The 12580-nt window shown below is 66.0% G+C and carries 10 protein-coding genes; 6 read left to right on the forward strand and 4 right to left on the reverse strand.

All coding sequences use genetic code 11. The annotated features are described in order from the left end of the window. Positions 1-20 precede the first annotated feature (20 nt). Genes FQ746_RS05315 through FQ746_RS05335 form a run of 5 tightly spaced genes read left to right on the forward strand, consistent with a single transcriptional unit; the run spans position 21 to position 5795 of the window. The gene (locus tag FQ746_RS05315) at positions 21-986 is read left to right on the forward strand and encodes a DUF58 domain-containing protein (RefSeq protein WP_144107931.1); all 966 of its coding nucleotides are present in this window, start codon (positions 21-23) and stop codon (positions 984-986) included. Then, positions 983-1621 carry a DUF4381 domain-containing protein gene (locus tag FQ746_RS05320; protein ID WP_144107876.1) on the forward strand — a complete coding sequence of 213 codons (639 nt, stop codon included), beginning with the start codon at positions 983-985 and terminating at the stop codon, positions 1619-1621. Before FQ746_RS05315 ends, FQ746_RS05320 begins: the two co-directional genes overlap by 4 nt. Continuing rightward, positions 1608-2681: a vWA domain-containing protein gene (locus tag FQ746_RS05325; protein WP_144107877.1), complete on the forward strand. Its 1074-nt coding sequence runs from the start codon at positions 1608-1610 to the stop codon at positions 2679-2681. Before FQ746_RS05320 ends, FQ746_RS05325 begins: the two co-directional genes overlap by 14 nt. Continuing rightward, complete coding sequence (locus tag FQ746_RS05330) at positions 2671-4383, forward strand: VWA domain-containing protein (protein ID WP_144107878.1); 1713 nt, start codon at positions 2671-2673, stop codon at positions 4381-4383. The genes FQ746_RS05325 and FQ746_RS05330 overlap by 11 nt, the downstream gene beginning before the upstream one ends. After that, a complete protein-coding gene (locus FQ746_RS05335) occupies positions 4380-5795 on the forward strand; it encodes a BatD family protein (RefSeq protein ID WP_144107879.1) in 1416 nt (471 codons plus the stop codon). The genes FQ746_RS05330 and FQ746_RS05335 overlap by 4 nt, the downstream gene beginning before the upstream one ends. Before the next feature lie 13 nt (positions 5796-5808). Here the strand turns inward: FQ746_RS05335 and FQ746_RS05340 are convergent, their stop codons facing one another. Beyond that, positions 5809-7683: a glycoside hydrolase family 15 protein gene (locus FQ746_RS05340; protein WP_144107880.1), complete on the reverse strand. Its 1875-nt coding sequence runs from the start codon at positions 7681-7683 to the stop codon at positions 5809-5811. Positions 7684-8015: 332 nt separating this feature from the next. On the opposite strand from FQ746_RS05340, the gene FQ746_RS05345 reads away from it, so the two are divergent. Beyond that, entirely contained in the window at positions 8016-8294 is a 279-nt protein-coding gene (locus FQ746_RS05345) for a hypothetical protein (RefSeq protein ID WP_260853905.1), read from the forward strand. A 15-nt stretch (positions 8295-8309) separates the two neighbouring features. Here FQ746_RS05345 and FQ746_RS05350 read toward each other — a convergent pair whose 3' ends face one another. The 3 genes from FQ746_RS05350 to FQ746_RS05360 form a co-directional block, all read right to left on the reverse strand. After that, positions 8310-9503 carry a porin gene (locus tag FQ746_RS05350; protein WP_409932365.1) on the reverse strand — a complete coding sequence of 398 codons (1194 nt, stop codon included), beginning with the start codon at positions 9501-9503 and terminating at the stop codon, positions 8310-8312. Between the two features lie 144 nt (positions 9504-9647). Next, a complete protein-coding gene (locus tag FQ746_RS05355; RefSeq protein WP_144107881.1) occupies positions 9648-10961 on the reverse strand; it encodes a c-type cytochrome in 1314 nt (437 codons plus the stop codon). Positions 10962-10971: 10 nt separating this feature from the next. Continuing rightward, positions 10972-12576, reverse strand: a complete 1605-nt coding sequence (locus FQ746_RS05360; protein WP_144107882.1) for a GMC family oxidoreductase — start codon at positions 12574-12576, stop codon at positions 10972-10974. Positions 12577-12580 lie beyond the last annotated feature (4 nt).

Here is a 12580-nt window from a genome sequence, read left to right on the forward strand (position 1 = left end):
ATGCCATACATGACACGGCAATGGCGAACCCGGCCATCGGTCGCGTGTATGTCGACGCCGCCCATCTGGCGCAACTCGAACTGCACGCGCGCGGGCTCGCCTTTCACGCGCCCGCGCCGGTGTCGAGCGTGCTGTCGGGCAGTCATGCGTCGCGTTTGCGCGGCCGGGGCCTCAACTTCGAGGAGATTCGCGCGTATCTGCCGGGCGACGATATCCGTCATCTCGACTGGAAGGTCTCACTGCGTCTGGGCAAGCCGCAAGTGCGCGCCTATACCGAGGAGCGCGACCGGCCGTTGCTGGTCGTCGTGGATCAGCGCATGAGCATGTTCTTCGGCTCGCGGCGCGCGTTCAAGTCGGTAGTCGCGGCGGAGGTCGCGGCGCTCGCGGTGTGGATGGGTTTCGCTGCGGGCGACCGGGTCGGCGGCGTGCTGTTCGACGATCAGCGGATCGTGCGGGTGAAGCCGTTGCGAAGCCGCAGCCGTATCGGCACGCTGTTCGGCTCGCTCGTTTCGATGAACCGCGCGCTGCATGCCCAGAGTTCGGCGCGGACGAATTACGCGCAACTGGATGTCGCGCTCGAAGGCGTGCTGCAACTGGCGGGGCACGACTATCTGATCTGCATCGTCAGCGATTTCGCGGGCGCGGGCGAACGCACGCGGCGGCTGTTGCGGCAACTGGCCGCGCATAACGACGTCGTCGCAGCGCTGATCTTCGATCCGCTCGGGCGGGAGATGGCGCAGCCGGTGCCGGCGCTTCGCAGCCTGGTGGTGAGCGAGGGGCATCTGCAGGTCGAATTGCGCACCGCGCAAGCGCGCGTGCGCGAGCCGCTCGCGGCGCTGTTCAGCGAACGGGTGGCCGCGGTCGACGCGTTGTTGCGCGCGAGCGGCGTGCCGATGATGCCCATTTCTACCGCTGTATCGAGTGTCGAGCAGGTGCGCCGGCTATTCGGCGAGCGGACGCGCCGCGGCGCGGGCAGCGGCTTATGAGTTCGCAGACGCAAGCGCAATCGCAATCGCAACCGCAAGCGCAACCGCAACCGCAACCGCAAACGCAACCGCAACCGCAAACGCAACCGCAACCGCAAACGCAACCGCAAACGCAACCGCAACCGCAAGCGCCGTTGCATCCTCCGGACGCGACCGGGCAACTGCAGGCCTTGCAGGAACTGCCGCTGCCGGCACCGGTGTCGTATGTCCCGTCCACACCCGGCTGGATCGGCGTCGCGGTGGTGTTGCTCGGTGTGCTTGGCCTCGCCGTCTACGGGTGGCGACGCCACCGCGCCGCGCAGCGCTATCGACGCATCGCGCTCGCCGAACTGGCGCAACTCGAAGCCGTCGCGGCGACGAGCGAGCGCGCGGCGGCGCTCGCCGCGCTCGCGGGCCTGCTCAAGCGGACGGCACTGGCCGCGGCGCCGCGCGCCCAGGTCGCCGGACTGAGCGGCGCGGCCTGGCTCGCGTTCATCGAGCGCACGCATGGCCGGTTCGACGCGCGCAGCGGCGCGCTGCTCGCGCTGGTCAGCTACGCCCCGCCTGCGCAGATCGCGGCGGTGTCGGACGAAGAGGCCGCCGCACTCATCGCACACGCTCGCGACTGGATTGCCCATCATCATGTGGAAGTTTGATTTTCCGTGGCTGTTCGCGTTGCTGCCTCTGCCGCTCGTGGTGTGGTGGCTGGTGCCCGCCTATCGCTCGCGCTCGGCGGCCGTGCGCGTGCCGTTTTTTCACGAGATGGCCGAGGCTGCCGGCGAAAAGCCCGCGCCCGGCGGCGTACGCTTGCGTCGTCACTGGCTGCAGCGCTTGCTGCTGCCCTTGCTCTGGGGCCTGCTAGTGCTGGCAGCCGCCAGGCCCGTCTACGTGGAAGCGCCGATCGTCCACGAAGAGCCTGCACGCGACCTGATGCTGGCAATCGATCTGTCCGGCTCGATGCAAACGCGCGATTTCGTCGATCCCGCCGGCGAGCGGATGGACCGGTTGAGCGCGGTCAAGCGGGTGGTCGCGGACTTCATCGCGCGCCGGAAAAGCGACCGTATCGGCCTCGTGGTATTCGGCGACGCGGCCTATCCGCAGGCGCCGCTCACGCTCGATCACGACGCCGTGCAGATTCTCCTCGCGCAGATGCAGATCGGCATGGCAGGACCGCGCACCGCGATCGGCGATGCGATCGGGCTTACCGTCAAACTGATGGAACGCTCGCCGGCGCCGGAGAAAGTGCTGATCCTGCTCAGCGACGGGAACGACACCGCGAGCGCGATTCCCCCTGAACGCGCGGCCGGGATCGCCCGCAACCATGGGCTGGTGATTCATACGATCGGCATCGGCGACCCCGATACGACCGGCGAGGACAAGGTCGATCTCGACGCGTTGGCGCATATCGCGAGTCTCACCGGCGGCCGCTCGTTTCGCGCGCTCGGCCGCGAGCAGGATCTCGCCGACGTGTATGCCACGCTCGACAGGCTCACACCGGCGAAGGTCAGACGCGAGAGCTACCGTCCGCAACGGGAGTATTACTGGGTGCCGGTCGCCGCAGCCGCGACGTTGCTCGCGCTGTATCACCTGATTGCACTGGCGTTTGCGTGGCTGCGCGCACCGCGTCGTCCGGGGGACGCGTCATCGGCGTCATCGGCGCAACCTGCGCAACCTGTGCAACCGCCCCTCAACGCGAAGGTCGAGCATGGAAATTGATCTGACCGCCTTCCATTTTCTGCGGCCCGTCTGGTTGTGGCTGCTGTTGCCGGCGTTGCTCCTGCCGCTCGCCTGGCTGCGCCGCAACGATGTGCGCGTGCGCTGGCGTGGTTTGATCGAGCCGGCGCTACTCGAGCATCTGATCGTTGGCGAGACGAAGCGGCGGGCGCTGCAACCGGTTCATGCATTGGGCCTGCTGCTCGGCATCGGCGCGCTGGCGGCGGCCGGGCCGACGTGGCAACAGGAGCGTCCGCCGTTCGAGCAGGACAAGGCGCCGATGGTGGTGGTGCTCGAACTGGCCCGCTCGATGGATGCGACCGATGTGGCGCCGACCCGGCTCGAACGCGCCAGACAGAAGGTGCTGGATCTGGCGCGGGCGCGTCCGGGCGCACGGACCGGGCTGGTGGTGTTCGCTGCGACGGGGCATCTGGTCGTGCCGCCCACGGCCGATCCGGCAATGCTCGATCTGTACGTGCCGGCGCTCGCGCCCTCACTGATGCCGCGGGACGGCAAGAACGCGACCGCGGGGCTGGACGTGGCGGACAGGTTGCTGGCAGGCGATGCCGCGGAGGTGGCGCTTGGAGCTAGCGGAATGCCGGCGAGCGGATCGCCGGCCACCAAATCGCCGGGCGCCGGATCGCCGGGCGCCGGATCGCCGGCCGCCGGATCGCCGGCCGCCGGATCGCCGGTCGGAACCATCGTATTCATCAGCGACGGCTTCGACACCGACCAAATCGACGCATTCGTGCAGAAGGCCAGAAGCATCCGGCATCAGCTTCTATGGCTGGCGGTGGGCGCCGAAGACGGCGCGCCGCAGCGCGGCCCCGATGGCCGCATCGAGATGGATGCACAGGGCCGGCCGCTCGTCGGCAGCTTCGACGCCGCGGCGATCCGCAAGGTCGCCGATCAGGCCGGCATCCCGCTCGCCAGCCTGCGCGCCGATGACGACGACATCGTCTGGGTCCAGCACCGCGCGCAAGCCTGGTTCGAAGAAGCGCAGGCATCGAAAATCGTCCCGCGCTGGAAGGAAAGCGGCTACTGGCTGCTCGCTCCGTTGCTGCTGCTGGCGCTATGGAGTTTCCGTCGAGGCTGGACGGTGAGATGGCTGGCGGCAGTGCTCCTGTCGCTGACGCTTTATGGCATGCCGCACGAAGCGCAGGCGGCCGGCTGGCGCTGGATCGATCTGTTCGCCACACACGATCAGCAGGGCCGTTGGGCATTCGAGCGGGGCGACTACAAGGCGGCCGCGCAACGTTTCGACGATCCAATGTGGAAGGGCCGCGCGCACTATCTGGCGGGCGATTACAGCGGCGCGCTAGCCAGCTTTTCGCGGCTGAAGTCGGCAGAAGCGTATTTCTACATGGGCAACAGCTTTGCGTTTCTCGACGATTACGCGGCGGCGATCAAAGCCTACGACAACGCGCTTCAGTTGCAGCCAGGCCTGCACGCGGCCATCGCGAACCGCGCGTTGCTGCAGAAGCTGCTCGCGCAAAACAACGAGGACGAATCCGACCCGGATCAGGATCAGCCCGACCAGGTTCAGGTCGATAAAAAGAAGGGCCGTGGCACCACGACGGTGATCGTCGGCGCACCGCGTCCGAGTGAAGACATGTGGATGCGCAACCTGACGACGTCCCCGGCGGTTTTTCTGCAGCAACGCTTCGCCCAGGAGTCGGATGCGAAAGCGCCGGTCGCGCCATGACAGGCCGGATCGTGCGAGTCGCGTGCGCCTGGCGTCGGGCGTCGATCGTGCGGCTGCTGTGCCTGGTGTTGGCAACCTTGTTGGCAAGCTTCTACGCGGCGATGCCGGCTCCCGCTTTCGCCGACCCGGCGCCGCGCTTACTGGCGCGTGCGCATCTCGAGCCTGCTGGCCCGGTCGTAGCGGGCAGCGAAGTGAAACTCGTCGTCGACCTGCTCACTACCACGTGGTTCACCGAGGCGCCGGACTGGCCGCTTTTTACGCTGGACGACGCGCTGGTCAGCCTGCCGGACGAACAGGCCGACAATCTGTCGGAGGATATCGACGGCGTGCGCTGGTTCGGCGTGCGCCGGGCCTACCGCATCGCGCCGCGCGCGGGAAAGACCTACGACATCGCGCCGTTTGCGATTACGGTGCATCCCGGCGGGGCAAGCGTGCCGGTCCGCCTGACGACACCCGCGCTCGAACTGGTAGCGACCTTGCCGCCGGGCGCGCGCGACATGGCTACCTTCTTCCCGACCGCGAGCCTGAGCGCCACCCAGACGATCACGTCGTCGGCCGAGCCGTTGCGCACCGGCGACACGATCACCCGCACCGTCACGCAGCGCGCGGCGGGCAGCGAATCGATGATGATTCCGCCGCTCGCGCTCGGCGAGATCGACGGGGCCAGGCGCTATCCGGGTGCGCCTGTTACCCGCAACATCGTGCAGGACCGGGTCGGCCTGGTGGCGGGTGAACGCATCGACAGCGCGACTTATGTCGTGGGTCGCAAAGGCCGCTTCACGTTGCCCCCGGTCGTCATCGAATGGTGGAACAGCGCAACACAGAAGCCCGAAAAAATCGTCTTGCCGGCCAGGACGTTCTCGGTCTCGGCGGTGCACGAACGGCCGATTTTCTCGATCCCCGCCGAAGTCATCGGTCAGGGCATGCCGCACCGGATTCTGGTGATTCACGCGCGGCAGTGGGTGACCGGCGGCGTTATCGCGCTGGCGCTCGTTTTCCTGCTGTGGATGCGAAGGTCTATCGCGAGCTATTTCCGGCGGGCGATGCATGCGATTCGTGCAGCGCATCAGCGCTATCTCGACAGCGATGCGCTCGCCTGGCGCCAGCTTCGTGCGCTTGCGCGTCGTGGCGATTTACATCGCACGATTCCGGCGTTGTATCGGTGGATCGATCGTAGCCGGGCGTTCGGCCGACCGGCGCGGATGGAAAATCTCGCCCATCCCGAACATTCGCAGCAGCCCGACGTCACGCACATGGTAGACGCGGTGATGGCCCACTACGACGCCCACGCCACTCCCGAACCGCAATGGAAAGACATGCAACCGGCCCTCCGCGCGGCGCTGCACAGTGCGAAAGCCGAGCAGCATAGACGTCGCACAGCTTCCGCGCTGCCGCCGCTGAACGATTTTTAGACGGAAGCCAGGCTCAGGTCCACGGCACGTGAACCTTGTCCAGATTCCGGTCCAGCTGGTACGCCGCGCTGATTAACGCGAGATGCGTCAACGCCTGCGGGAAATTGCCGAGCGCTTCGCCGCTGGTCGCCACTTCCTCCGAAAACAGCCCAACGTGATTTGCGTAAGCGAGCATCTTCTCGAACACGAGCCGACCTTCGTCGACCCGTCCGGCGCGCGCCAGGGCTTCGGCATACCAGAACGAACAGGCGCTGAAACCGCCTTCGACGCCCGGCAGACCATCCAGCGTCGCGCCACGCGTGTAGCGGAAGATCAGCGGATCGACCTTGAGTTCGCCGCCAATCGCGTCGAGCGTGCTGATCCAGCGCGGATCGGTGGGTCCGATAAAGCGTACGAGCGGCATCATCAACGCGGACGCATCGAGAATCTTCGAGCCCGGTGTCTGCACGAACGAGCCGAGTTCGTCGTTCCAGAAGTTTTCGTGGATGTCGGCGTGAATGGCGTCGCGGGTTTCGAACCAGCGCTTGAGCGGCGCCGGCAGCGAGCGCTTTTCCGCAAGGCGCAGCCCGCGATCGACCGTCACCCAGCACATCAGCCGCGAATGCAGCAGCGGACGCAGACCGTTGCGGAATTCCCAGATTCCGTGATCCGGTTCCTGCCAGTGATCGACCACGTAGTCGACCGTGCGCGTCACGTCGCGCCAGCCTTCGTAGGAGATCGCGGCGCCGTACTTGTTGTACAGATAGATCGCGTCGAGCAACGCGCCGTACACGTCGAGCTGCGTCTGATCGCGCGCGGCGTTGCCGATCAGCGGTGCGCCGGCGTCGCCTTCACGCTTGAGCGACGCGACTTCGCTTTCTTCCGGCGGGGTTTTGCCGTCGACGGTGTACATCACGTTCAGCGAGCCGTCCGAGTCGCAATGACGGCTGCGCTCGGCAATCCATTTCATGAAATGCCGGGCCTCGCCGGTATAGCCGAGCCGCAGCAACGCGTACACGGAGAACGCGGCGTCGCGAATCCACGTGAAGCGATAATCCCAGCGGCGCGAGCCGTCGAGCGCTTCGGCAAGTCCGAACGTCGGCGCGGCGACGATCGCGCCGTGTTCGCTGGAACTCAGCAGTTTCAAGGTCAGCGCCGAGCGCATGACGACTTCGCGATACCGGCCGCGATAAGTCGACTGCGCCGACCAGCCCTGCCAGTAGCGGATCGTACCGGCCAGCAGGGCTTCGCAATCGCCGCAACCGTTGAACTCGCCCTGACGCAGCGCTTCTGCCTCGCCGAACGTGAATCCGGCCGACTCGCCATCGCACAGTTCGAATTCGGCGTGCGCGACGCCGTCGTTTGCGTCCAGCGATTGCGTGCTTTGCAGCAGCAGAAGCGGGCTGGAATCGCCGGCGCCGAATTCCACGGCGCCGTCCCCGGTCAACCGGCTCGCCGTCGAGTTGTCGCGTGCGTAGTCGAAGCGGGGCTCGCAGCGCATCTGGAACGACATGCGGCCGTGCACCATCCGCAATACGCGGATCACACAGTTCGGCAGCACTGACCCGGCGTCTTGCCCAACCCGCGTGCCGCTATCGGCAAGCGGCATGAAGTCGAACAGTTCGCAGACGCCGTCGGGCGTCATGAAGCGGGTCAGCAGCACATTGGTGTCGGGCAGATACATCTGCTTGACGTTGGCGCGCGGGTCGCGCGGTTCGATCGAAAACGCGCCGCCCCGCGCGGGTTCGAGCAGACCCGTGAAAATCGCCGGCGAATCGATGCGAGGAAAGCACATGAAATCGATCGAGCCGCGCAGCGAGACGAGCGCGGTGGTCGTCATGTTGCCGATCATGCCGCGGGCGTCGGCTGCCAGCGCGGGTCTGGGCGGAAGAGGTTGCTGATCGGGCATTGCTGCGTACTCCGGAGGGCGCCACGTGTCGGCAATGGGAAGCGGGAAGCAACCCTCGTGCCGCGGCATGACGACGCGCCGTTGTGGGGCTCAAAGAGCCCGATAGGCGGTGATTCGGGCCGATTGTTCATGTGTCGGCAACAGTGTTTTCGGCTCTGCCAGGATGATCTCGCTCGCGCGATTGCGCATAATGCCGAACCTGATTTTTTTGGTTGAGCGGGTGTCGGATGATCGAGCACACAGAGAGCGGGCCGCGGGCGTGGAACGCCGAGCAATGGCCCAGGAAGGTTTTGGGCGGGTCGCTACGCGGGTGGAGCGTCAGTTCTCGCGCATTGGTAGTTGCAGTGGCGGCTTGCGCAGCCCTTGCCGGCTGCGCGTCCGCGAGCGACGTCGTCGCTACCGGCAAGCCGAATACGTATTCGGTGGCCGCCAGCGCGCCGGGCGGTCGCATGGCGTGGGCACGCGCGCATGAAGAGGCGGTCAACGAGGCGCGCGAATACTGCGAGCGTCGCGGCATGCAGAGCAGCGTGATCGAGGAAACCGTCAGCGGCGTGCAGCCGATGAGCACGCACGCGTCGTCGGTGAACTTCGAATGTCATCCGAAGTTCTAGCCGCCCGGGCGGTAGTCAGAACGACACCGCCATCCCCAGCATGCCGACGAATTGCGAACGCGTGGACGACGGCGTCAGATTCTGCGAGTCGCCGACCACCGGCGCCGCATCGATGACCCCGCCGGACGCATCGAGCGTCTGACCGCCCGCGTGTTGCCACGCTTCGAGCGCATAGAGCGAGGTCCGTTTCGACAGCCGGTAGCTTTGCCTGACCGAGACCTGCTGATAACGCGCCGCGCTATCCACGCCGTTCGCTTTCGAGGCCAGCGTGTACGAATAGCCTGCGGCGATATCCACCGCCGGCGTGAGGCTCCAGCGCGCAAACGCGCCATAAGTGTTGAAAGCCGCGGTATCCGTGAACAGCGAGCGCGCGCCCGGTAGATAACGCACATTCGAATAGCTGAGCCCTGCCAGCACGGCGCCGAACGCATAGTTAGCCGCCAGCGCGACGTCGCGCACCGAGCGCGCGCTCACATAGCCGCGGTTGACGGCCGACACGCCGAAGCCGCCCGTCGACGTCGAATCGAACGCCGCGCTCGTGGTGCTCGTGTAGGCGTTGTCCATCTGCAGATAACCCGCCGCGAGGGCCAGCGGGCCGCGCGTGTAGCGCAACGCGCCGCTCCAGCTCTGGCCGCGGCCGGTGCTGCCGGCAATCCCGCCGGCCGCATACATGACGCTGGCCTGCATGCCATACCACTGCGGCGACGTGTACACCACGGCGTTGTTCGCGCGGATGGTGGTATCCATGCCGTCGAGGTCGCCCGGATGCGCGCCGGTCGCGCCGGTCAACAGATTGACCGACGACAGCGGCCCGACGAACTGGAAGTACGGGGTGTACTGACGGCCGAGGGTCACCGCGCCATAACCGCGCTGGCTCAACCCGACGTACGACTGGCGGTTGAACAGCGAGCCGCTCGACGCGGCCGCGCCGGTGTTCGTATCGAAACCGGCCTGCAGGTCGAAAATCGCGGCGAGGCCGCCGCCCAGATCTTCCGTGCCCTTGATGCCGAACTTGGACGCATAGAGATTGCCCTGCCGGAGGTAAACGTTGGCGTGGCCGCTCTGGTTGCTGACGTAGGTGAGCGCATCGTCCACTACGCCGTACAGCGTCACGCTGCTCTGCGCGCTGGCCGGCAGGGCGACCGCAGTCGCCGCCGTGGCGAGCAGGGTTTTGACGAGCATGTCGCGGGTCGGGTTGTTCTGTTTCATCTGCTTTTTTTCTGTCGATGGGCGCGACTATGCCGACGGAAGACATTCCGTCACGCACCGTCTGAACGCCGGGGATTTGCTCGAGGTAACGGGAGAGACACGCCGGGTGCATGGAGCGCCCCCGGCGTGGATGCGAGCAGGCGCTCAGCGCATCTTCGAGACTTTCTGTGCGCTGGTCGTGGCCGCCGGGTTGCCGAACTGGCTCGACACGAAGTTCACCAGGGTGGCAACGTCGGCGTCGCTGAGTTGATCCGCAAAATCCGGCATCACGACGTGGCCTGCGTTGGTCTGACGGCTCACGCCGTGCAGCACCACCATCGTCAGATTGTCGGGCGTCGCGGCGCCGACAGCGCTGTTGTGCAGCAGCGACGGGTAAGCGCCGGCCGCCGCGCCGCCCACGCCGTTGCCTTGCCAGCCGTGGCAGCTCGCGCAATTGCCGTTGTACAGCGTGCGGCCATCGGCCGGCGCGCCGCCGCCCAGCACCGTCAGCGCCTGATTGCGAATCTGGTTCACCGACTGGATCGGCGAGCCGTACGCGAAGCGCGGCTGCGTTTCGCCGGCGTTGTGAGCGGGCACGCTGCGCAGATAAACGGCCATCGCCTTCAGATCTTCCGGCGTGAGAAAGCGGGTGCTGTTCTCGACCACTTCCGCCATCGGGCCGGCCGCGTTCGCCTTGCCCGGCACCGCGCCGTCACGCAGATAAGCGATCAGTTCAGCCTCGCTCCAGCCGCCGATGCCCGCGGTGCGATCCGGCGTGATGTTGTACGCGGTCCAGTTGCCCAACTGCGCGCCCGCCAGCGACTTGCCCGACAGACCTTGCATGAAGTTGCGCGGCGTATGGCATTCCTGACAATGCGCGAGCGCGCCGACCAGATACGCACCGCGATTCCATTCCACGCTCTTCGTGGCGTCGGGCTGATAGCGGCCCGAGCTGAAGTTGAACAGATTCCAGAACACCATTGCCCAGCGCTGGTTGAACGGGAAGCCGAGCGTGTTCGCCGGCGCCGGTTTGGCGATCGGCGCGACCGTGCGCAGATAAGCGCGAATCGCGAGAATGTCCGCGTCGGTCATTTGCGTGTACGAGGTGTAGGGCATGGCCGGGTACAGACGCTTGCCGTCCTTCGATCTGCCTTCGCGCACCGCGCTGATGAACTCCGCGTCGCTCAGTCCGCCAATACCGTTCGTGCTGTCGGGCGTGATGTTGGTCGAATAGATCGTGCCGAACGGCAGGTTGAACGGCACGCCGCCTGCAAACGGTTCGCTCCTGTTCGACGTGTGGCAGGCGATGCAGTCCGCCGCGCGGGCGAGATATTCGCCGTGCTTCAGTTGCTCGCTGTCGGCGGCGCGCGCCGGACCCGCGAAGCCGAGGCTCGCGACGGTGGTGACCGCAACCGCCGCGACGAACGGCACGCAGTGTTTCAGCAGCGCAGTGAAGCGCCCGGCTCGTGTGTTTTTCATCGCCCGCGCCTCACGCATGCTTCATTTCGTCGATCAGCCGGTCGGCCAGCCGCATCGACAACGCGGCGAGCGTCAGCGTGCAGTTGACGGTGCCGGCACTCGCCATCGTGCCGCTCGACGCGATGAACAGATTGCGGTGATCGTGCGAACGCAAGTCCTTGTCGACCACGGAGTCGCGCGGGTCGTCGCCCATGATCAGCGTGCCCATGATGTGATTGTTGTTGAAGTATTTGTCGTCGAAATTCACTTCGGTGCCGCCGAACAGGCTCGCGATATTCGCGTAGTGCCCACGCGCCACCTTGGCCGCGCGGTTGATGTAGTCGTCGATCTGGTAATGCACTTCGGGACGGGGAATGCCCATCTTGTCCTTGAACTCGGTGCTCGCGGTAATGCGGTTATCCGGGTTCGGCAGAATGTCGAAGAAGCTGTTGACGACCACCCAGCGCGAACAGTATTCGCGGATTTTCTCGTCCAGCTCGGCGCCGTACACGCCTTTGCCGATCAGGTAATCGGTCACGGCGCGCATCGGCGAATAGTTGCCGACGTTGATCTTCATCGCCGAATACTCGGCGCGCGACGGGCCGTCCCGCAGATTGTTGATGCACGACAGGCGCATCGGACCGCGGCCCGGCCACATCGGTTCGGCGGAGAGGAAGGTGACGCTGGTGCCGGGGTGATCCATCAGGTTGCGGCCCACCTGGTCCGAACTGTTGCCAATACCGTTGGCGAACTTGTCGCTCTTCGAGATCAACATCAGCTTGGGCGTTTCGATCGCGTTCGATGCCAGCACGAACAGCTTGCCGGTGACGCGATGCGAGGTGCCGTCGGGGTCCTTGTAATGCACCGCGACGATCTGCGCGTTCGCGTCGTGCTCGATTCGATACACCACCGCGTTCGGCAACAGCCGCGCGCGGGCGGCCTCGGCCTTGCGGATGGCGGTTTCGCCGGTGTATTGCGCTTCGATCGGGCAGATCGGCATGCAATTGCTGTTGCCGCAGCACGCCGGGCGGCCGTCGAACGGCGCGGTATTGCGCGCGGCCGGTTCGGTCACGTGCGCATAGCCGGCTTTTTCGACCACTTCCTTGAAGCGCTGATCGAAATCCGACAGCGGCAAAGCGGGGTGCGGGTAGGGCTTCGAGCGCGGCGAGCCGAGACCTTCGTCGGGACCGCCGACGCCCATTTCGACTTCGGCTTCGTAGTAGTACGGCTCGATGTCGTCGTAGCTGATCGGCCAGTCGCGCCCGACGCCGTACAGGGTCTTCAGTTTCATGTCGTTGGGCAGGAGCCGCCACGATTGCGCGGACCAGTGCCACGTCGTGCCGCCCACCATACGCAGATAGCCGGCCTTGTACGGTTCCGGGCCGCGCTGCACCAGATAGTCGTTGTTCGGCGAGTACTGCGGATGTGGCGCGTGCTCAGTCGGCGGGTAAGGCGACTGGAAGTCGGACTTGAACGGGCTGTTGCGATAGTTTTCGACGACGCGCCAGCGCTCGATGCGCGGCCCGGCTTCGAGCATCAGCACGTCGATGCCGGCCTTGGCGAGTTTCTGCGCGATCTGTCCGGCGGCAATCCCGGCGCCGACGATCACGACGTCGGCTGAGTTATTCGATGGCATGGCG

The sequence above is a fragment of the Paraburkholderia sp. BCC1886 genome (assembly GCF_900996245.1).
Classification (GTDB): domain Bacteria; phylum Pseudomonadota; class Gammaproteobacteria; order Burkholderiales; family Burkholderiaceae; genus Paraburkholderia.

What these genes read in the sequence shown, in the direction of transcription:
- FQ746_RS05315 (WP_144107931.1), top strand. Translation starts at nt 21, where the DNA reads ATGGCGAACCCGGCCATCGGTCGCGTGTATGTCGACGCCGCCCATCTG.
- FQ746_RS05320 (WP_144107876.1), top strand. Translation starts at nt 983, where the DNA reads ATGAGTTCGCAGACGCAAGCGCAATCGCAATCGCAACCGCAAGCGCAA.
- FQ746_RS05325 (WP_144107877.1), top strand. Translation starts at nt 1,608, where the DNA reads ATGTGGAAGTTTGATTTTCCGTGGCTGTTCGCGTTGCTGCCTCTGCCG.
- FQ746_RS05330 (WP_144107878.1), top strand. Translation starts at nt 2,671, where the DNA reads ATGGAAATTGATCTGACCGCCTTCCATTTTCTGCGGCCCGTCTGGTTG.
- FQ746_RS05335 (WP_144107879.1), top strand. Translation starts at nt 4,380, where the DNA reads ATGACAGGCCGGATCGTGCGAGTCGCGTGCGCCTGGCGTCGGGCGTCG.
- FQ746_RS05340 (WP_144107880.1), bottom strand. Translation starts at nt 7,683, where the DNA reads ATGCCCGATCAGCAACCTCTTCCGCCCAGACCCGCGCTGGCAGCCGAC.
- FQ746_RS05350 (WP_409932365.1), bottom strand. Translation starts at nt 9,503, where the DNA reads ATGAAACAGAACAACCCGACCCGCGACATGCTCGTCAAAACCCTGCTC.
- FQ746_RS05355 (WP_144107881.1), bottom strand. Translation starts at nt 10,961, where the DNA reads ATGAAAAACACACGAGCCGGGCGCTTCACTGCGCTGCTGAAACACTGC.
- FQ746_RS05360 (WP_144107882.1), bottom strand. Translation starts at nt 12,576, where the DNA reads ATGCCATCGAATAACTCAGCCGACGTCGTGATCGTCGGCGCCGGGATT.